This window comes from Spiroplasma endosymbiont of Amphimallon solstitiale, assembly GCF_964030965.1.
Taxonomy (GTDB): domain Bacteria; phylum Bacillota_I; class Bacilli_A; order Mycoplasmatales; family VBWQ01; genus Spiroplasma_E.
This window is the reverse complement of record NZ_OZ034999.1, coordinates 543,979-562,235: the sequence shown is the minus strand read 5'-3', so window position 1 is coordinate 562,235 and position 18,257 is coordinate 543,979. Positions and strand designations below refer to the sequence as shown.

General features: G+C 22.7%; 31 protein-coding genes and 4 pseudogenes. 11 read left to right on the top strand and 24 right to left on the bottom strand.

The window, feature by feature from the left end; all coding sequences use genetic code 4:
- Window positions 1-4: 4 nt before the first annotated feature.
- The 10 genes from AAHH39_RS03460 to AAHH39_RS03415 form a co-directional block, all read right to left on the bottom strand.
- Window positions 5-826 carry a hypothetical protein gene (locus AAHH39_RS03460; RefSeq protein WP_342218074.1) on the bottom strand — a complete coding sequence of 274 codons (822 nt, stop codon included), beginning with the start codon at window positions 824-826 and terminating at the stop codon, window positions 5-7.
- A 107-nt stretch (window positions 827-933) separates the two neighbouring features.
- The gene (locus AAHH39_RS03455) at window positions 934-1,128 is read right to left on the bottom strand and encodes a hypothetical protein (RefSeq protein WP_342218075.1); all 195 of its coding nucleotides are present in this window, start codon (window positions 1,126-1,128) and stop codon (window positions 934-936) included.
- 11 nt (window positions 1,129-1,139) lie between these two features.
- Window positions 1,140-1,376 carry a hypothetical protein gene (locus tag AAHH39_RS03450; protein WP_342218076.1) on the bottom strand — a complete coding sequence of 79 codons (237 nt, stop codon included), beginning with the start codon at window positions 1,374-1,376 and terminating at the stop codon, window positions 1,140-1,142.
- On the bottom strand, window positions 1,376-1,537 hold the full coding sequence (locus AAHH39_RS03445; protein ID WP_342218077.1) for a hypothetical protein: 162 nt from the start codon (window positions 1,535-1,537) through the stop codon (window positions 1,376-1,378). Before AAHH39_RS03445 ends, AAHH39_RS03450 begins: the two co-directional genes overlap by 1 nt.
- 101 nt (window positions 1,538-1,638) lie before the next feature.
- Window positions 1,639-1,812, bottom strand: a complete 174-nt coding sequence (locus AAHH39_RS03440) for a hypothetical protein (RefSeq protein ID WP_342218099.1) — start codon at window positions 1,810-1,812, stop codon at window positions 1,639-1,641.
- Complete coding sequence (locus tag AAHH39_RS03435; RefSeq protein WP_342218080.1) at window positions 1,812-1,973, bottom strand: hypothetical protein; 162 nt, start codon at window positions 1,971-1,973, stop codon at window positions 1,812-1,814. Before AAHH39_RS03435 ends, AAHH39_RS03440 begins: the two co-directional genes overlap by 1 nt.
- A gap of 3 nt (window positions 1,974-1,976) precedes the next feature.
- A complete protein-coding gene (locus AAHH39_RS03430) occupies window positions 1,977-2,270 on the bottom strand; it encodes a hypothetical protein (protein WP_281748863.1) in 294 nt (97 codons plus the stop codon).
- Entirely contained in the window at window positions 2,260-2,697 is a 438-nt protein-coding gene (locus AAHH39_RS03425) for a hypothetical protein (protein ID WP_342218081.1), read from the bottom strand. The genes AAHH39_RS03430 and AAHH39_RS03425 overlap by 11 nt, the downstream gene beginning before the upstream one ends.
- An 8-nt stretch (window positions 2,698-2,705) precedes the next feature.
- Window positions 2,706-2,909: a hypothetical protein gene (locus tag AAHH39_RS03420; protein ID WP_342218014.1), complete on the bottom strand. Its 204-nt coding sequence runs from the start codon at window positions 2,907-2,909 to the stop codon at window positions 2,706-2,708.
- 134 nt (window positions 2,910-3,043) lie between these two features.
- Window positions 3,044-3,562 (bottom strand): hypothetical protein, encoded by a 519-nt coding sequence (locus tag AAHH39_RS03415; protein WP_342218082.1) that lies wholly within the window; start codon window positions 3,560-3,562, stop codon window positions 3,044-3,046.
- 831 nt (window positions 3,563-4,393) lie between these two features.
- On the opposite strand from AAHH39_RS03415, the gene AAHH39_RS03410 reads away from it, so the two are divergent.
- The 3 genes from AAHH39_RS03410 (at window position 4,394) to AAHH39_RS03400 (ending at window position 5,514) form a co-directional block, all read left to right on the top strand.
- Window positions 4,394-4,588, top strand: coding sequence for a hypothetical protein (locus tag AAHH39_RS03410; protein ID WP_342218843.1), 195 nt, complete (start codon window positions 4,394-4,396; stop codon window positions 4,586-4,588).
- Between the two features lie 256 nt (window positions 4,589-4,844).
- Window positions 4,845-5,396 (top strand): NAD(P)-dependent oxidoreductase, encoded by a 552-nt coding sequence (locus AAHH39_RS03405; RefSeq protein ID WP_342218842.1) that lies wholly within the window; start codon window positions 4,845-4,847, stop codon window positions 5,394-5,396.
- Window positions 5,377-5,514: a hypothetical protein gene (locus tag AAHH39_RS03400; protein ID WP_342218841.1), complete on the top strand. Its 138-nt coding sequence runs from the start codon at window positions 5,377-5,379 to the stop codon at window positions 5,512-5,514. Before AAHH39_RS03405 ends, AAHH39_RS03400 begins: the two co-directional genes overlap by 20 nt.
- A 29-nt stretch (window positions 5,515-5,543) precedes the next feature.
- Here the strand turns inward: AAHH39_RS03400 and AAHH39_RS03395 are convergent.
- Together AAHH39_RS03395 and AAHH39_RS03390 are read right to left on the bottom strand one after the other, a co-directional pair.
- Window positions 5,544-5,741: pseudogene (locus AAHH39_RS03395) on the bottom strand (IS256 family transposase); the annotation flags it as partial.
- A 164-nt stretch (window positions 5,742-5,905) separates the two neighbouring features.
- Window positions 5,906-6,952 (bottom strand): annotated as a pseudogene (locus AAHH39_RS03390) (IS256 family transposase); the annotation flags it as partial.
- Between the two features lie 89 nt (window positions 6,953-7,041).
- On the opposite strand from AAHH39_RS03390, the gene AAHH39_RS03385 reads away from it, so the two are divergent.
- The 6 genes and pseudogenes from AAHH39_RS03385 to AAHH39_RS03360 all read left to right on the top strand — a co-directional run.
- The gene (locus AAHH39_RS03385; RefSeq protein ID WP_342218838.1) at window positions 7,042-7,479 is read left to right on the top strand and encodes a hypothetical protein; all 438 of its coding nucleotides are present in this window, start codon (window positions 7,042-7,044) and stop codon (window positions 7,477-7,479) included.
- Window positions 7,463-7,942 carry a hypothetical protein gene (locus AAHH39_RS03380; protein WP_342218837.1) on the top strand — a complete coding sequence of 160 codons (480 nt, stop codon included), beginning with the start codon at window positions 7,463-7,465 and terminating at the stop codon, window positions 7,940-7,942. Before AAHH39_RS03385 ends, AAHH39_RS03380 begins: the two co-directional genes overlap by 17 nt.
- A 1,633-nt stretch (window positions 7,943-9,575) precedes the next feature.
- Window positions 9,576-9,698 carry a hypothetical protein gene (locus AAHH39_RS03375; protein ID WP_342217572.1) on the top strand — a complete coding sequence of 41 codons (123 nt, stop codon included), beginning with the start codon at window positions 9,576-9,578 and terminating at the stop codon, window positions 9,696-9,698.
- 19 nt (window positions 9,699-9,717) lie between these two features.
- Window positions 9,718-9,879 (top strand): hypothetical protein, encoded by a 162-nt coding sequence (locus tag AAHH39_RS03370; RefSeq protein WP_342218835.1) that lies wholly within the window; start codon window positions 9,718-9,720, stop codon window positions 9,877-9,879.
- A gap of 58 nt (window positions 9,880-9,937) precedes the next feature.
- Window positions 9,938-10,144 (top strand): hypothetical protein, encoded by a 207-nt coding sequence (locus AAHH39_RS03365; RefSeq protein ID WP_342218834.1) that lies wholly within the window; start codon window positions 9,938-9,940, stop codon window positions 10,142-10,144.
- 150 nt (window positions 10,145-10,294) lie between these two features.
- Window positions 10,295-11,371 (top strand): annotated as a pseudogene (locus AAHH39_RS03360) (IS256 family transposase); the annotation flags it as partial.
- Between the two features lie 139 nt (window positions 11,372-11,510).
- On the opposite strand, the gene AAHH39_RS03355 reads toward AAHH39_RS03360, so the two are convergent.
- The 4 genes from AAHH39_RS03355 to AAHH39_RS03340 all read right to left on the bottom strand — a co-directional run bounded on the left by AAHH39_RS03355 (window position 11,511) and on the right by AAHH39_RS03340 (window position 14,629).
- Window positions 11,511-12,329: a hypothetical protein gene (locus AAHH39_RS03355; protein WP_342218833.1), complete on the bottom strand. Its 819-nt coding sequence runs from the start codon at window positions 12,327-12,329 to the stop codon at window positions 11,511-11,513.
- Between the two features lie 116 nt (window positions 12,330-12,445).
- Window positions 12,446-12,703, bottom strand: a complete 258-nt coding sequence (locus AAHH39_RS03350; protein WP_342217616.1) for a hypothetical protein — start codon at window positions 12,701-12,703, stop codon at window positions 12,446-12,448.
- Between the two features lie 466 nt (window positions 12,704-13,169).
- A complete protein-coding gene (locus tag AAHH39_RS03345; protein ID WP_342217458.1) occupies window positions 13,170-14,114 on the bottom strand; it encodes an IS30 family transposase in 945 nt (314 codons plus the stop codon).
- A 131-nt stretch (window positions 14,115-14,245) separates the two neighbouring features.
- Window positions 14,246-14,629, bottom strand: coding sequence for a recombinase RecT (locus AAHH39_RS03340; protein WP_342218832.1), 384 nt, complete (start codon window positions 14,627-14,629; stop codon window positions 14,246-14,248).
- A 105-nt stretch (window positions 14,630-14,734) separates the two neighbouring features.
- On the opposite strand from AAHH39_RS03340, the pseudogene AAHH39_RS03335 reads away from it, so the two are divergent.
- Together AAHH39_RS03335 and AAHH39_RS03330 are read left to right on the top strand one after the other, a co-directional pair.
- Window positions 14,735-15,206 (top strand): annotated as a pseudogene (locus AAHH39_RS03335) (IS5 family transposase); the annotation flags it as partial.
- A gap of 192 nt (window positions 15,207-15,398) precedes the next feature.
- Window positions 15,399-15,695 (top strand): transposase, encoded by a 297-nt coding sequence (locus AAHH39_RS03330; protein ID WP_425288910.1) that lies wholly within the window; start codon window positions 15,399-15,401, stop codon window positions 15,693-15,695.
- Here AAHH39_RS03330 and AAHH39_RS03325 read toward each other — a convergent pair.
- From AAHH39_RS03325 to AAHH39_RS03290, 8 genes are read right to left on the bottom strand one after another with little or no spacing between them, the layout of a single operon-like run.
- Entirely contained in the window at window positions 15,692-16,126 is a 435-nt protein-coding gene (locus AAHH39_RS03325) for a recombinase RecT (protein WP_342218831.1), read from the bottom strand. The genes AAHH39_RS03330 and AAHH39_RS03325 overlap by 4 nt on opposite strands.
- The gene (locus AAHH39_RS03320) at window positions 16,119-16,259 is read right to left on the bottom strand and encodes a hypothetical protein (RefSeq protein ID WP_342218830.1); all 141 of its coding nucleotides are present in this window, start codon (window positions 16,257-16,259) and stop codon (window positions 16,119-16,121) included. The genes AAHH39_RS03325 and AAHH39_RS03320 overlap by 8 nt, the downstream gene beginning before the upstream one ends.
- A 9-nt stretch (window positions 16,260-16,268) precedes the next feature.
- The gene (locus AAHH39_RS03315) at window positions 16,269-16,460 is read right to left on the bottom strand and encodes a hypothetical protein (RefSeq protein WP_342218829.1); all 192 of its coding nucleotides are present in this window, start codon (window positions 16,458-16,460) and stop codon (window positions 16,269-16,271) included.
- Entirely contained in the window at window positions 16,453-16,677 is a 225-nt protein-coding gene (locus AAHH39_RS03310; RefSeq protein ID WP_342218828.1) for a hypothetical protein, read from the bottom strand. The genes AAHH39_RS03315 and AAHH39_RS03310 overlap by 8 nt, the downstream gene beginning before the upstream one ends.
- On the bottom strand, window positions 16,667-17,326 hold the full coding sequence (locus tag AAHH39_RS03305; RefSeq protein WP_342218827.1) for a PD-(D/E)XK nuclease family protein: 660 nt from the start codon (window positions 17,324-17,326) through the stop codon (window positions 16,667-16,669). Before AAHH39_RS03305 ends, AAHH39_RS03310 begins: the two co-directional genes overlap by 11 nt.
- Entirely contained in the window at window positions 17,319-17,441 is a 123-nt protein-coding gene (locus tag AAHH39_RS03300) for a hypothetical protein (protein ID WP_342217623.1), read from the bottom strand. Before AAHH39_RS03300 ends, AAHH39_RS03305 begins: the two co-directional genes overlap by 8 nt.
- An 18-nt stretch (window positions 17,442-17,459) precedes the next feature.
- Window positions 17,460-17,636: a hypothetical protein gene (locus AAHH39_RS03295; RefSeq protein ID WP_342217771.1), complete on the bottom strand. Its 177-nt coding sequence runs from the start codon at window positions 17,634-17,636 to the stop codon at window positions 17,460-17,462.
- A 2-nt stretch (window positions 17,637-17,638) separates the two neighbouring features.
- Window positions 17,639-17,827, bottom strand: a complete 189-nt coding sequence (locus tag AAHH39_RS03290) for a hypothetical protein (protein WP_342218826.1) — start codon at window positions 17,825-17,827, stop codon at window positions 17,639-17,641.
- Window positions 17,828-18,257 lie beyond the last annotated feature (430 nt).

The following is an 18,257-nucleotide window of genomic DNA, read 5'->3' as shown; positions in this document are numbered from 1 at the left end:
TCCTTTATAAACTCATGTGATTATAATCTCAATTTAATGAAGCATTATCATTATTTAATAGTGCTTCGCTTATATTACCACTACCATATTGACTTGATGTTTCACTATTAATAGTAAATCTATTATCATTTATTAATCTTGCAGTTTCATTTGTAAATGAAGTTTCTTGCATTTCTCTATTATGATTTGTTTCTATTGGAAGTAAATTATGGATAATTTCACTTACACCAGCAACTATGGTAGGTACTGCATAAGAATTATTAAAATCATTATTAATACCCATAGCAACACCACTTGATATTAAACATCCACCAGTTGCCATATTACAAATTTTTCTTATTGCTTCAAATTTATTAGGTATTAATTCTAGAATTCCACTAATAAGATTTGATATACCATAAGCATTTAAACTAATATATGTATCTCAATCCATTAATGACTGATTTTCTTGTTTATTTAATAGTAATCATGGAGGACCTTCTGTTGTAGTTGTAGTAGTTATTGGAGTTGGTGTTGTTGGAATAATAGGATTAATATTATTTTCTGTTCATTTACTATAATTTGCTAAACCAATTGTTCCTAAACCTAAAATAATTTTTTTAGAACTATTAATTAATTTAGTTTTTGTATTTGGTCTTTGATTTAAATTTCATATATCTAAACCTAATTTTTTACCAAATAATAAACTATTAATTGAACCTAATAATGGATTATCTATTACTTGACCATAATAAGCACTTGTACCTATCATTGCACAAATTGGACTTATACCAGTTCTAATTAATTTGATTAAAGTATAATTTGATTGTGTATTTTCGTTTGCCATTTTAATTTCCTTTATTTGCTTTTAACATTTCTCTTACAATATCTAATAAAGTATTTACTTGATAATCATATAATTCAAATTCATGAATTCTAATTTTAATTTTTTCTTTATAATCCATTTTTTTCTCCTTTAATTTCAATAACATAATCAATTGTTATATTTCTATAATTATTAAAATGAGTTTTACATAATCCTAATTTTGTATTTTTTTTGATTGAACAAACATATATTTTTTGATTACTATTGTTATTTTTACAACCATAACTATCACAATATCATAGTCATTCATAATCATTAATCATTTTATTTTCCTTTAATTTTCTAATTTTTTAACTGTTACTTTAATTCAACCTTGATAAACATCATTATCACCAACTATTAATGCAACATTACTTTCTGGGTCAGAAACAATTATGTGTTTTGATTTAACATTTGGGTATTGTCTTAAAATAATTGCTCTAATATCATTACTTGTATGAATTGCTTTTGGAAATGGTGATAATATTTCAATTTCATCTTTATTATCAAACAAAGTAGGCAATATTATCATTAGTCAAATTCACCCTCTTTTACTCTAATTAATAAAATTTTAATAAAATCAATTTCACCTTTTATATATTGTTTTAAATCTTGATAAAATTCATCATTATATTGTTCTTCAGCATTTTTTAATTTTTCATTAATATATTTCATTATTTTTTCTTTATTCATAATTTAACCTTTCTTTCCTAACTCTTTTATTTTGTTTTTGTTTACATAAGTTGCTACATTTATGGGCATAAACTCTACCATAACCACATTTATTATTCTTTTTAATTTTTATTATCATCAAATTCATCAATTTCTATATCATTTTCTTTTAATACTTTTTTTAAATGGATTTCACAAAAATATAAATCAAATGCAAAATTATCTTTACTATATCCAAATATACTTGCACTTTTTCAACATCCTACTGCTTCACTTTTACAATTGAAACATTTCATTATTTTATTTCCTTATTTTCAATTTGATTAGCAATTTCGCTTAATATTTTTAATACTTTATATTCATTTTTTAATTCTTTAATAATAAATATTAAAAATATTATTAATGTTATAATTGTTATTAATATTGGTACTATTAATAAAATTTTTCATAATATCATTTTTTACTCTTTTCATTTTTTAAATCATTTAACATTAATTGAACAAAATGCACGATTTTTAGGAATGTTTAAAGTATTAAAGATTTGACCAGTTACTATAATTTCATCATTTTTGTTTAATAAAATACATCGTCTATAAAATTTTGGATTGTTAAAAATTAAAGTAACATAGTTTAAACCATTTCACTGACCTCGAACACTATAATATAATTCTTTATTACCTTTTTCGTAATATTTTGCTTCAATAGTATTACTCAGTTTTACTGTTAATTTGACATAATTTGCTTTATCTTTCATTTTTATAATTCCTTAAATAGTATTGAACATGTTTATATGCATCTTGTTCATGTTTTGTTAATTTTATATTTCCTTTATAATTTGCTATTTTGTTTTTGTTTTTTGGGTGATTTTCTAGATAATCTCAATTAAAAACATCTTGTATTAATGACATTAATGCACCAATAATTTTAGGAGTTGCTAATGGATTAGTTAATAATTGTTTTGAACTTAAAAAGAAATCTTCTACAATAACTAGTATTTTTTTATTATCAGAATGTTTTTTAATTAATAAAAAGTATTCTTTATACAAATTTTTGCTTTCTAAAACTGTTTTAGTTTTAAATGTTTCATTAAAGAGAATATTATTAGTTTCATTTGAATATATAACAATTCCGTTATTACCAATACCAGCAGGGTCAATACCGATAATTAACTCATATTGCATTAATTAAGTTAACCTCTAATAATTGTTTTAATAATTTCTAAATCACAATTACATCAACAATATTTACATTCTTCAATAAATTCTTTATGACCACAAACTAAATTATCTTTTTTTAAATCATCAATCAGTTTAATTAGTCCTATTTTAAATTCAATATCATCACTGTCCGTTATGTAAATCGTTCCTCTTTTAGTTAAATATTCTTTATCCATATTTATACCTCCTACTTAACCTAATATTTAAAATACAGTCATAACAAATTGCTTTACTATTGTTATCTCTTAAAAAATATTTTTTTGTTTTTATATCATTAGTATTAAAGAATAAATAATCTAATTTATGTTGTTTACATGTTCAACAAAAATACTTTTTCATTATGAGTTGAAATTTCCTTATAAGAAGTAACTATATAATTAATTGGTAAATCATTATGATTATATGGATTATTTATTTTAAAACCTTTTCTGTTTTCTTCTCACGTAATGTTATATTTAAAACAAGGATTAGTAATTTTAGTTTTGTTATCAGTTATTTCACCCATAAATCAACTATTATGCTGGTCATAAAATGTTAGTGGTTCAAGTTTTATATCATTAAAATAATATTCTTTTGGAATAATTGGTTTATTAACAGTTATTTTTTGGTCTTTAATATATGGTTCTAATAATTTTATTAATTCATTACCACTTAATTCTCTTTTAATATTTTCTAAATTAAAAACTCAATATGTATATTTATCATCAACAATAAAACTATTATTTTTAACCATTCATTTTGGAAATTGTAATTTATATTCACCATAATCAATAAGAATAGATTGTGGTTTATCTTTTACAATTTGTTCTTTTTTAAATTCTATTTGCATAATAATCCTTTCCTAATATGTTCTGTTGCTTGTAGCATAAAGAATATATATTTTTATTTTTATATTATTAATACTATTAGTTTTATTCATTCCAGAAATTCTGGGCTCAAAAATAAATTGTGAAATTTTAAAAAGAAATCGAGGCATTCGATTCAATATTTATTTAATTTGTGTTAAACAAATTAATATTTTAATTGAACCGGCACCGCTCAATTTTTTTTACAAGTTTGAAATTTATTTTCTCGCCCAAAAAAATTTTCAAAAAAAATAAAAAATAAAACCAACGCTTGCTCACTGGGGGGTGGCAAGGTTGGTTAAATAAAGAATAGAATTAATATAGTAGGTTCCCTAGTAGGTCTATATATACTAGTTTCCAATTCGCTCCCACCCCAAGAATTACCATTACTGGTTAGTATATTTTATTAGGTATCACTCCACTTTTTATTTATCCATGCAAGTCCACATGTTTTGGCCACTATTTTTAACAACTGTGTTGTGGTTCACTGTTTTAATTCCCTAACACGTGTTGATAATAGTGTTAAAGAGGGTTATTAATTATTAACTTTCTCCTACTTGGTCACTGCGTGTAGTAGATATTTAAAGGGTGTTAATAATAAAAATTTTAAAATTTTACAATTACAAAAAAAGACAAGATTATTTCTTGTCTTTTTCCTTTGAGAATAATTTTTATTTTATCTTTTAAATGTATATTTTTTAAAATACGTCGAATATAAATTTAAGGGTAAAAGAGAATTTAATTTATCTATCATCATTTTTAAATGGTAATGTTGGAAAGAATTTATTTATCTAGTAATTTATCTTCCTATGTTTTTGGGAACCTCCCAAATTATTTTTGCACCATTATTTGGATTAGCATTAGTTTGTGCAGTTGCGGCAATTGGAAAAGAAACCGGAGCATGAAAATTAGATACTGTTGGATTAGGCGTTATTGTAATTATGTTAGCAGCCCCCCAGCATCAGTTATTGTTGCCTATTCAATTGCTTACAAAAAACAGCCATTGTTAACAAGTAATTTAACATTAATTGCTACATTATTTTCAATTATTTCATTACCATTTTGAGTAATTATTACTACAGCGATTGGCGCAACACCGTTATTTAGTTAAAATATAAACAAAAGAAAGGGAATAAAAATATGGCAAAAAAATTAAAATGGTTTGTTATGGTGTTCGTAAAACAGAAAAGCTTTTTTTTGAAACATTAAATAAAAATTATGGATATGATTTAACGTTAATTGAAGAGTATTTAACAAAGGATAATATTGAAACGGCAAAGGGGACATGAAGCAGTAATGGTTCGTGCTAATTGTGACTGTTATGAGCAAAATTTATTAAAAATGAAAGAATATGGCGTTAAATATTTATTAACTAGAACTGTTGGTTATAATCATATTGATTTAAAAAAAGCTCATGAATTAGGTTTTGAAATGGCATATGTATCTGGTTATTCGCCCAATGCTGTTAGTGAATTAGCAGTAAGTATGGGAAACGGGTTACTTCGAAATTTATTTTATAGTGCTAATCATCAACAAAATCATAATTTTAAAATTGATGATTTTATGTTTGCCAAAGAAATTCGTAATTCAACAATAGGAATTATTGGAACTGGCCGTATTGGTTATCCAGCAGCTAAGGCATGACATGGAATGGGAGCAAAGGTATTAGGATATGATATTTATGAAAGTGATCAAGCAAAAAGTATTCTAACTTATTGTGATTTAAAAACTTTACTTAAAGAATCGGATTTAATTTCATTACATTGTCCATATATTAAAGAAGAAAATTACCATTTAGTTGACAAGAATTTTTTTTAATTATGTAGAAAAGTATGGATGACCAAAAATTATTCATCAATTTACACTTAAAATATTATTTTTAATTAAAAATTTGTTAAAAGTAACATTATTTAGTGTAAAAATTGAGGCTTTTTAGAAATCTGTGTATCTTTGTTTTACAAAGTACTAGTTCAGATTAATTCTGTCTTCAAATTTTATCATAAAATGAGCAATTGCTGTATTTCAATTTTGAATAGGCAATGTTCATTTTTTTGTTATATTTTCAATTGCTAAATAAAATATTTTAAAAACTGACATATCATTAGGAAAAGCTTTTTTGTTTCTAATAACTTTTCGTAATTGACTATTAACAGATTCAATCTTTAATTTTGTAGAAAAGTAATGATACATGATAAAGTGTTATTTTTAGAGAATTTTTACACTAAATAATGTTACTTTTAACAAATTTTTAATTAAAAATAATATTTTAAGTGTAAATTGATGAATAATTTTTGGTCATCCATACTTTTCTACATAATTAAAAGATTCAAAGCATTTGTTGTATAAATTACTCTTTTGATTTCTGCAGGATAACTAATAAAAATCATCAAATTTTCTCAATTTTTATATCAAGATTTAGCAATTTGGGGATATTGTTTATTTCATTTACTTTCAAATGATTCTAAAGCTTGCATTGCTTGTTCTTCACTACATGCACTATAAATTGGTTTTAAATCTGTAACTAGAGTTTTTCGATGTTTGTATGAAACATATTTTAAACTATTTCGAATTTGATGAACAATGCATAATTGATGTTCTGTTTTAGGATAAACTGCTTGTATTGCTTCTGACATGCCTGTTAAATTATCACTACAAGCAATCAAAATATCATTTAAGCCTCGATTTTTCATTTCTGTGAAATTAGCTAATCAAAATTTAGCACCTTCATTTTCACTAATTCATAAGCCTAAAACATCTTTTTTACCTTCTAAATCAACTCCTAATGCTATATAAACTGATTTATTAATAATCCGTTTATCTTGTCGAACTTTAACTACTATACAATCAAAATAAACAATCGGATAAACGCTTTCTAATGGTCGATTTTGTCATGCTTTGACATCATCAATAACATCATCAGTAATTTGACTAATAACACTTTCACTAATATCAGCACCATGATATAACTCTTGTAACTGCATTCTAATGTCAGATAGAGTCATACCTTTTGCATATAGTGAAAGCACTTGTTGATCAAAACCATCAAATCTTCGCTGTCTTTTTGCAACTATTACAGGAGTAAAATCACTATTGCGATCTCTTGGTACATCAATCTCAATTTTACCTTGTTGAGTTATTAATTTTTTTGAACTTGTACCATTACGAGCATTTTCAGTATTACTATGTTGATTTTTTTCATATCCTAAATAATTTTGCATTTCAGAATTCAACATTTTTTCAACTAAACGTTTTGTTAATTCTTTATATAAACCCCCTTCTTTAAAAACTGTTGTTAAATCTTCAGTATTTTCTAATAATAAATCTACTGCTTTTGATATTGGATCATTATTATTAATATTTTGTTTTTTAGCCATCTGTAACTCACTCTTTCTAGTCATTTAATTATATTTACTAGAATTAATTAAACATAGTTATTTTTGTAAGTTACACAGATTACTAAACATTGCCTATGAATGCTTTAACACAAGAAAATTATGATTCTTTGATTGGAGTTTATGTAAATCTTTCTAGTAGTGCATTAGCGGGTGGTATGTGAACTCCAGTAATACAACAACAATCTGGTACTTATGGTATTGCTTCTTTAACATTTAGAACATCAAATAAATCATATGATTATTTTATGGTTACAAGGGAAACTTGAATTGATATGTGTAAAGCAACTGGTGCTTATAAACAAGGAGCATTTAGTGTATTTATGAGACAGTATTATCATGGCGGATTAGATAAAGAAAATAAAGAATATTTAGCACGTAGAAATGTTAAAAATATGAATAAAAAAGTTACTCAACAAGGAAAATATAAATCTGTTATTGGTGTAGTTAATAAATCAGAAGTAACACAAGGATATGGAAGGTATAAAGATTATGGAAAACAAAAATAATATTGATTGAAATGTAAATTTAAATTATATTACAAAAGATGATTTAAAAACTATATATGGTTTTATACCAGATGCTGACCAAACTACTACTGATAATACTAAAACTGATTTTACTATTATGGCAATTGCTATATCAAGTGAAAGAATTAATACTATTACTGGTAATTTAATTGAACAAACTGGATTTAATAATTTAAATGATACTCAAAAACAATTAGTTAAAAGAGCAACAGCAAGAATGACTATTTATTATTTAACTGATGGAATGGCATTTATACGTTCAAGTGTTTCTATTAGTGGTAATGGTTTATCAAGTAGTATTAGTCCACCAAGTGAACCAGATTATGTATTAATGGAAGTATATAATTTATTACAACAAGCAAATTTACATACTCCAAGAAAAGCAATTAATAATCCTATTTCATGTAATACAGATAATTTCTTTAATTTTGTAGAAAAGTAATGATACATGATAAAGTGTTATTTTTAGAGAATTTTTACACTAAATAATGTTACTTTTAACAAATTTTTAATTAAAAATAATATTTTAAGTGTAAATTGATGAATAATTTTTGGTCATCCATACTTTTCTACATAATTAAAAGATAATTTTAATACACCTAGTATATTTGATGAAAGTGATACTAGAGTAATTACTTGAGATTCTGGTAATAAAACATTTTTACAAAAAATTAGTTTAATTGAAGGTACTGGTATAAAAATAGATGATGTTAGTAATACTATACCTAAATTAAAAATTCATGTTGATAGTAATATTGATTCATTATGAGAAGTTGATAAAGATAATCCTAATTTTATTCATTCAAAAGATGATAAAGGTATTAGTGCAAATGATAAACGTATTATTAATGTTGGTACACCTACTTTTGAAACTGATGGTACAAATAAAGAATATGTTGATAATTTAATAGAACAAAAGCAAGATAAATTAATTGCTGGTGAAAATATTAAGATTGATCAAAAAACTAATACTATTAGTGCTAATGGTGAATCATTATGAGAAATAGACCCAAATAGTTCAAATATTATTCAACCTAAAGAAAAAAGATTAATTACTGCTAATAATAAAAGAATTGTTAATATAGGTGAACCAGAACAAGATAAAGATGCAACTACAAAAAAATATGTTGATGATAAAGTAAATACTAAACAAGATAAAGAAATATGAAAAGTAATAAGTAAAAGTAAAAATAATCGTGAATGAGATACGTTTGAAATTAATTTTAATACTGTATATAGAGTAATTATAACATTAGATGAATTACCAGTAAATCAAGCAAATATAAAGCATAAAGTAGAATTTAAAACTGGTAATTATTTAGGTGGAGATTATTTACTTGCAAAATTTAAAATTAAAGATGAAGATGTAATATTAACTTTAACTGTTAGAGAAAGTAGTTTTAATTGTAGTTTATATTTAAAAGGTGGAGATATTAATTATGGTGCTATTCTTTCATTAGAAGAATTACAAAATACAATTAAAGTTGATGTTACACCAAAAATAAAAATTAATTCAAAAAGTTTAGAAACAAATGAAGTTGAAGAAAATTGTTGAGATATTGAATTACCAAATAATCCAACACCAAGTCCAAATAATCAACAATGAAAAGATGTAGGAACAAGAGAAAAAAATAAATGAGATAATTGACAAATTACTTATGATTTTATAGTTAATAAACATTATAGAGTTTATTATTCTTGAAGTATATATAATCCAGTTTATACTATTCAAGAATTTATTATAACGGATAACAAAATTGCTGGTGTACCAATACAAACCTTTAATGATAGTGTTAATATAGTAATTTTATCAGTTCAACATGCAAAATTAATTTTTAATTATGTAGAAAAGTATGGATGACCAAAAATTATTCATCAATTTACACTTAAAATATTATTTTTAATTAAAAATTTGTTAAAAATAACATTATTTAGTGTAAAAATTCTCTAAAAATAACACTTTATCATGTATCATTACTTTTCTACAAAATTAAAGAAATTAATTACTATTTATAGTGGAAAAGGTAATTTAAAAGGTAATATATGAAAATTAGAAGAATTGTAGGAATAAAATTATGATTTTTAAAATTATAAAGATTATTTTAGGTTTAATTGGAGTTATATTATCTTCTGCTGTTGCTGGTTTAATTATTTTTGTTATTGTAAAAATTGTATTTAAAATTAATCAAATATTTTAGAAAGGTGGTGATTAATATAATGGATACAAGTTTAATTATAATTATTGCTAATGCTTGTATTAGTGGTGGTTATGTATTAGTAAAATTAGGAAGTGCTTTAATTTCTTTTGGAAAATCATTAAAAGACCCTAATAAAAAAGCACTTAAAAAACAAAATAAAATTAATAAAGGCAATGTTTAGTAATCTGTGTAACTTACAAAAATAACTATGTTTAATTAATTCTAGTAAATATAATTAAATGACTAGAAAGAGTGAGTTACAGATGGCTAAAAAACAAAATATTAATAATAATGATCCAATATCAAAAGCAGTAGATTTATTATTAGAAAATACTGAAGATTTAACAACAGTTTTTAAAGAAGGGGGTTTATATAAAGAATTAACAAAACGTTTAGTTGAAAAAATGTTGAATTCTGAAATGCAAAATTATTTTTTAATTATGTAGAAAAGTATGGATGACCAAAAATTATTCATCAATTTACACTTAAAATATTATTTTTAATTAAAAATTTGTTAAAAGTAACATTATTTAGTGTAAAAATTCTCTAAAAATAACACTTTATCATGTATCATTACTTTTCTACAAAATTAAAGAAATTATTTAGGATATGAAAAAAATCAACATAGTAATACTGAAAATGCTCGTAATGGTACAAGTTCAAAAAAATTAATAACTCAACAAGGTAAAATTGAGATTGATGTACCAAGAGATCGCAATAGTGATTTTACTCCTGTAATAGTTGCAAAAAGACAGCGAAGATTTGATGGTTTTGATCAACAAGTGCTTTCACTATATGCAAAAGGTATGACTCTATCTGACATTAGAATGCAGTTACAAGAGTTATATCATGGTGCTGATATTAGTGAAAGTGTTATTAGTCAAATTACTGATGATGTTATTGATGATGTCAAAACATGACAAAATCGACCATTAGAAAGCGTTTATCCGATTGTTTATTTTGATTGTATAGTAGTTAAAGTTCGACAAGATAAACGGATTATTAATAAATCAGTTTATATAGCATTAGGAGTTGATTTAGAAGGTAAAAAAGATGTTTTAGGCTTATGAATTAGTGAAAATGAAGGTGCTAAATTTTGATTAGCTAATTTCACAGAAATGAAAAATCGAGGCTTAAATGATATTTTGATTGCTTGTAGTGATAATTTAACAGGCATGTCAGAAGCAATACAAGCAGTTTATCCTAAAACAGAACATCAATTATGCATTGTTCATCAAATTCGAAATAGTTTAAAATATGTTTCATACAAACATCGAAAAACTCTAGTTACAGATTTAAAACCAATTTATAGTGCATGTAGTGAAGAACAAGCAATGCAAGCTTTAGAATCATTTGAAAGTAAATGAAATAAACAATATCCCCAAATTGCTAAATCTTGATATAAAAATTGAGAAAATTTGATGATTTTTATTAGTTATCCTGCAGAAATCAAAAGAGTAATTTATACAACAAATGCTATTGAATCTGTTAATAGTCAATTACGAAAAGTTATTAGAAACAAAAAAGCTTTTCCTAATGATATGTCAGTTTTTAAAATATTTTATTTAGCAATTGAAAATATAACAAAAAAATGAACATTGCCTATTCAAAATTGAAATACAGCAATTGCTCATTTTATGATAAAATTTGAAGACAGAATTAATCTGAACTAGTACTTTGTAAAACAAAGATACACAGATTTCTAAAAAGCCTCTTAATAAATTACAAAGTAAATTAAATTCTATTAATAAACAAACAGAAGTAAAAAGTATTTATTAATAAAAAATGCCTATTAAAGGCATTTTTACTTATTTATAAACTCATATGATTATAATCTCAATTTAATGAAGCATTATCTAAAAGTACATCACTCATATTAGCGCCATATTGACTACTTGTTTCACTATTAATGGTAAATCTATTATCATTTATTAATCTTCTTGTTTCATTATTAAATGCTGTTTCTTGCATTTCTTGAATATGATTTGTAGTTTCCATTGGTAATAAATTATGAATAATTTCACTTGCTCCAGCAACTATTGTCGGAACTGCATAAGCATTATTAAAATCATTATTTATCCCCATTGCAACACCACTTGAAATTAAACAACCACCAGTTGCCATATTACATATCTTTCTTATATTTTCAAATCTATTCGGTATTAATTCAGTAAAAGCACTAATAAGATTTGCAAAAGCAAAAGCATTTAATGAAATATAAGTATCTCAATCCATGAAATTATTATCATTATTAGTATTAATATTAAATAATAAATCTGGTGGAAATGGGTCAACAGTAGTTGTAGGAATTGGTGTTGTTGGAATAATAGGATTAATATTATTTTCGTTTCATTTAATATAATTTGTTATAAAAGTTGTACTTAAACCAATTGTTATTTTTTTAAATATATTAATTAATTTATTTTTAAGTGTTGGATGTTGATTAATATTTCAAATATCAATTCCTAATTTTTTACTAAAAAATAAAGCATTAATACTTCCTAATATTGGATAATTTAATAAATGTCCATAATATGAACTTATACCTATCATTGCTGATAATGGTGATATTCCCGTTCTTATTAATTTTAATAAAGTATAATTTGAATTTGTAGTTTCTGTATTTGGCATTTTCTATTCTCCTTTTATAATAATGTTCATAAGTTTATAAATTAAATAATTGTTATAAAAATTACATTCTTTATAATCTTCTGTTAAATATATTAATAACTCCATATTATTCATGATTAACTTTCTTTTATAAATTTAAATTGCATATTTCCAATAGTATCTCTATTATTACCAACTATAATTAAATATCCAGTTTGATTATTTTCTAATATTCATGAATAAAAAATATCTTGTGGATATAATTTTGGATATAAATTTAATGCTAATAAATAACATAAAGCATCTTCTTTATTTTTTAATAAACTTACTGTTGGACATTTTATTTCTTTTGGACTTTTATCATTATAAAATCATTCAGTTCTAATATTTCTCATTATTTCACATCCTTTTATGAACTCATCAGCACCGTAATAAACGGTGGACTATAGAATTATAATGTTATCCAAATTTTTAATAATTCTATAGTTTCGTTCTGTATAGATATAAAATTTAGGACTTACATTGACATATTTTAAGCAAGAATAAAAAATAGGGAATAGGAGTTAGAAAGGATATATGTCAAATGCCTAAATATTAATTATTTTCAATATTAATATCATCAATATTTATATTGATAGTTATTCCAACTAAATTTTTTAATTCTTTTAATTTATCTATTATTTCTAAAATATCTTGTTTAGTCATTATCAAATTCACCATTTTTAATTTTTTCATAAATTATTTTTAAAGTATGTTGTGCTGATAAATTATAATTTTTTAATGCTTCTTCTATTGGTAATTTATAATATTTATTAATCTCATTTATTAAACCTGAATTGTAAATAAAAATGGGACAGTTTTTTAAAATAATTGTATTAAATCTATTGGTCTTTTATAAGATAGTGATTTTCTGGGTGTAGAATTAATTTGAAATGCTATAGTATTTAAATCTTTTTGTTTATATGAAGATAGATCTGTAGATTTTGGTAAATATCTTCTTAAAATACCATTATTATTTTCATTTAAACCTCTTTGACAAGGTTTACCAGGATCTGCAAAATAAATCTTAACATTACAATTTTTTTCGATTAATTTTCATTTACTAAATTCTTTACCACGATCAAAAGTAATAGTTTTAACTGTTCCTTTTTGTAACTTTGAAATAAATTTTATTATACTTTTTGTAATATTTTCTGATTTATTATTTTTAGTTGCTAAAGGAATTGTGGTTTTTGATCATATATCAGCTAAAGTAATAATAGAACTTTTATGATCTTTACCAATGATAGTATCACCCTCTAAATGACCAAATTCTTCTATATTTTTAATATTAGGAATGATTAAATTTCTTTCATGAATAGACTTACAATTATTAATTCTGCCCCTAGTTTCTTTTTGTTTGTGAGGTTTATTTTTTCCTTTTCTCAATAAGTTATTTTCATCAAAACCCATTCGATTTGTTTTAAACATGTTATATAAAGTTTTTGTTGAAATACTTTTTATTTTATTTTCCTTTAAAAAATTAGCAATTATATCAAGAGCATAATTTTTAGTAATTAACAAATGATTAATAGTATTAATTTCTATTAAAGTTAAAATTATTAATTTTCTACCTGCATTTTGTTTATTTTTTTGAATTTTATTCAATATTTCTAATGGTAATAAGTTTTGATTTAATAATCTACAAACTCTATGTACAGTTGATTTACTATAATCAATGGCTTTTGCTATTTTACGAATCGAAAATCCATAACTTTTATATTCTTTTATTGCTATTATTGATTCAATAGTCAGATACTTATACATTGTGCTAATTCCTTTCTTTTCTTAATTATAGAATTAACACAATTTAATTTTTATATAAGTGTCCTTTTTAATTTTACAATTCAGGAAATAATTATTTAATTTTTCTTTATTCATAATGAATTTACCTTTCACTAAACTTCAAAATTTTCTATAATTTCTTCTTCTTTTTCTAATTCTTTTAATTTAGATAAAATAGAATTTATATCAGTATTATCAATATTATTATTTGAATTAATAATTTTAACTTCATCACCAGTATTATCCTTATATGCAATAGTTTCTTCATCAATTACTACACCTTGGTCTAATTGAAGTGCCAAATTAATATCATCTTGATTATTTAATACTATAATTGGTGTTTTATTAATTTCACGAATTAATGCTTTAACTACTGTTTTTAAAGCCATTTGGTCAAATGCAGAAGTTCATATATGATTTAATTTTCATTCTTGACTTTTTTTATTATAAGTTTTTCCATATTTATCTTTATGTTGATTAATTTCTTCAACAGTCATTCCTTTATAAAAATTATTAATTTTACCATTTTTATCTAAGAACCTGTTTAGAATCTTTTCGAAAATAATGTAAAATGATTATATATTTTAAAATAAGAGGTATATATGCATAAAAATTATCCAAGTCATGTCACCAAAGAACAATTTGAGAACATAAAATCAATTTTAGAAAATAGCAAAAAGAAAACAAAACCAAGAAGTTTAGATTTATATGAAGTATTTTGTGCAATTTTATATGTATTAAAAAGTGGTTGTCAATGAAGAATGCTACCAAAAAATTTTCCAAAATGACAAACTGTATATTATTATTTTCAAATTTGAAGTAAAAATAATGGTAAAGAACCTAGTGTATTGCAATTAATTTTAAAAAAAATTAGTTAAAAAAGTTCGTATCAATAATAATCGCAAAGAACAAACTAGTTTTTGTATAATTGATTCGCAAAGTGTTAAAAATACAGATACTACTGAAAATAAAGGTTATGATGCTGGTAAAAAGATTTCAGGCATAAAACGTCATATTGTTGTTGATTCTCAAGGTTTACCACATGCAATTTACATAACCACAGCAGAAAAAACCTTTAATTTTGTAGAAAAGTAATGATACATGATAAAGTGTTATTTTTAGAGAATTTTTACACTAAATAATGTTACTTTTAACAAATTTTTAATTAAAAATAATATTTTAAGTGTAAATTGATGAATAATTTTTGGTCATCCATACTTTTCTACATAATTAAAAGAAAAAACAGATCGTAATAGCGCTATAATAATGATTGAAAATGAAAAAGAAAATCTTTCTGCAGTTCAAAAAATAATAGTAGATGCTGGTTATACTGGTGAAAAATTTGCTTCTGAAATCAAAACAATCATAAATGCAAATGTTGAAGTGATAAAACGTAATGAATTACATACTTTTGTAGTATTACCAAAAAGATGAATTGTAGAACGAAGCTTTGCTTGATTAGAAAAATACAGAAGATTATGAAAAAATTGCGAAAGAAAACTAAATACTAGTTTACAAATGGTTGTTCTTTCATTTATTTCAGTTTTATTAAAAAGATTCTAAACAGGTTCTAAAAGTAAAATATAACAATAATAACCAATAGTATTAATTGTTTTTCTTTCAAAAATTAATGCTGGATTAATTTCTCATTTATTATTTTCTTGATTAAATTTATGTGCTGATGTTATTTTTTCTCTTTGAAAATCAATTACTAATCCAGTTCTTTGTAATAATGTTAATCAACCATCTTCTTGAATTTGAACTTGTAATTCATCACCATAAGGTATTAATGCTAATTCTTTTTTAATAGGATTAATTGAAAGATTTAACTTATATAAATTAATTAATGCATTAATTAAACTTTGAGTATTCATATTTTTTAAATCTTTACTAGAATTTATAATCATTTCATAATAATTTCTAAATTTTACATATTCTTCTTTATTACTTTTAATAAAATTAGGAATTTTTAATTCATTTTTATTATTACTCATTAGTTGATTCTCCTTTTTCAATTTCATCTTCATCTCAAATTATTTTTTCATCATTTAATATTTTTAAAATTTCATCTAATTTTTTATTAATTTTTCCTATATGTTTTAATAAAATTAAAATTGATTTATCCATAAGTTACTCCTATCATTTTTTAATTGTTTTAAATCTATTATCTAAATGTACTTCAATATTTTTACTAGGATTAACTATTAAATGACTATTAATCTCAATTCAATTATTTAGATTACTATCTAATTTTTTAGGTAATTTATCAAATTCAATTGAATTACAAGAATAAATAGTTTTTTCTTTAATTGTTTTCTCATTAATCATTTTTATTTCTTCTTAATCATTCTTTAATATTATTTTTTAAAATATTTAATTCTTTAATTTGACCTCTTAACACATCTAATTCTCATACATTTATTTGACTTAAATTAATTTCTTCAATTTGATATTCTAAAAATTCAATTCTAGCATTAAGATTTTTAACTAATAATTCATTAAAATTACATTTTTTATTTTTACAATATTCCAATTTATATTCCATTTTTATTTTCTCCTTTAAAATATTTTGTTTTTGCATTAAATCATTCAATTAATAATTCATTGGTTATTTCAATTTCTATTTCTTGTTGATTATTTTTATTAGTTAAATAAACATAAGTTTTATCTGATATATCAATGCCGATTTGCCCACTTTTAATCATTCAATAATAAGCAGTTAATTGTAATTTAATTCTTTGTAATTTATCTTCATCAATACAAGCATAAGTTTTATAATCTACTAAATAATATTTATTTTCTTTTTTATTTAAATAAACTAAATCTGGTGTTCCAGCAATTACATTATCATTAATAGGTTTTTCTATAATAAATTCATAATTATTTTTATCTTTAAATTTTTCTTTTAAAAACATAAGTGATTTTTTACAATAAGAATAATTTATATTATTAGTTACTGGTTTTAATTTTTTTAATAAATTATTAATAATATTTTCTTCATTAATATTTTGTAAATATAATTCATTAAGTTTATGAACTCATTTACCACGAACTGAAGCATTTTTTAATACTTCTGATGCTATATGACTATAACCAAATCCTAAATAATTATCAATAATTCTAGAAACTGATATTAATTCTTTATCTTCTAAAAAATATTGATGAGTTTCTTTTTTAAAAATTAATTTACTCATATTTATTTCTACCTATTAATAATCAAAAACATTTATTACATAATCTATTACCAAAAGAAGATTGTTTTCTACATTTATCACAAGAACCAATCATTCTATATTCTCTATATTCCATAAATATTAATCCTTTCAATTAATGTTTAGAAGCAATAATTATTAATGTTAAAATCATAATAATAATTCCAATTGTTAAAAATATAATTCTACTTTTTCATGATTTTTTATAAAATTCTTTTTGCTCTTCAATTAATTCAATTTGTTCTTTTAATAATTTATTTTGTAATTTTTCATTTTCTTTTTCTTCTTCCATTTTTAATATTTCCTTTCTTCTTTTTCATATCAAATTTCTTTTAAATGTAATCCTAATTTTCAACAATAAATACAAATAACTTTATTATTTTTATCTTGTAAAAATATATTTTTAAAATAAAATAAATGTTTCATTCTAAATTTTTCACAATAACTACAAAAATATCTTTGTTCTTTAAAATTATGTTTCATATTTTTTCCTTCTTTAACTTTAATATGTTAATATATATTTGATAGAGTATGTATATATATAAAAAACCCCCTATTTTCTTAAATAATACAAATGTAATTGTTAATTAGATTAATGGGTTCTTTACTGAGCCATAATAAGGCTATTCAAATTAATCTATAATTATATTAAGCGATACAGTGTAACATTTTAACTTGCTTAACATTAAATGCTCTTTTATTCTGATATAGAAGTATTTACATAAAGTACTCACTATTAGACTTCTACGACAGTTTTATGAAGTTTTAATCTTTTAACAAAAAAAGAACGATAGTTATATCGTTCTTTGTTATCCAATTATGAATCTAAGGGTTAAAGTGATGCGCCCTTTGGAACCTCCCAAGAGAAAGCGTAAACAATTATCAGAAAAAGATAAGAAAAAAGCAACTAAGG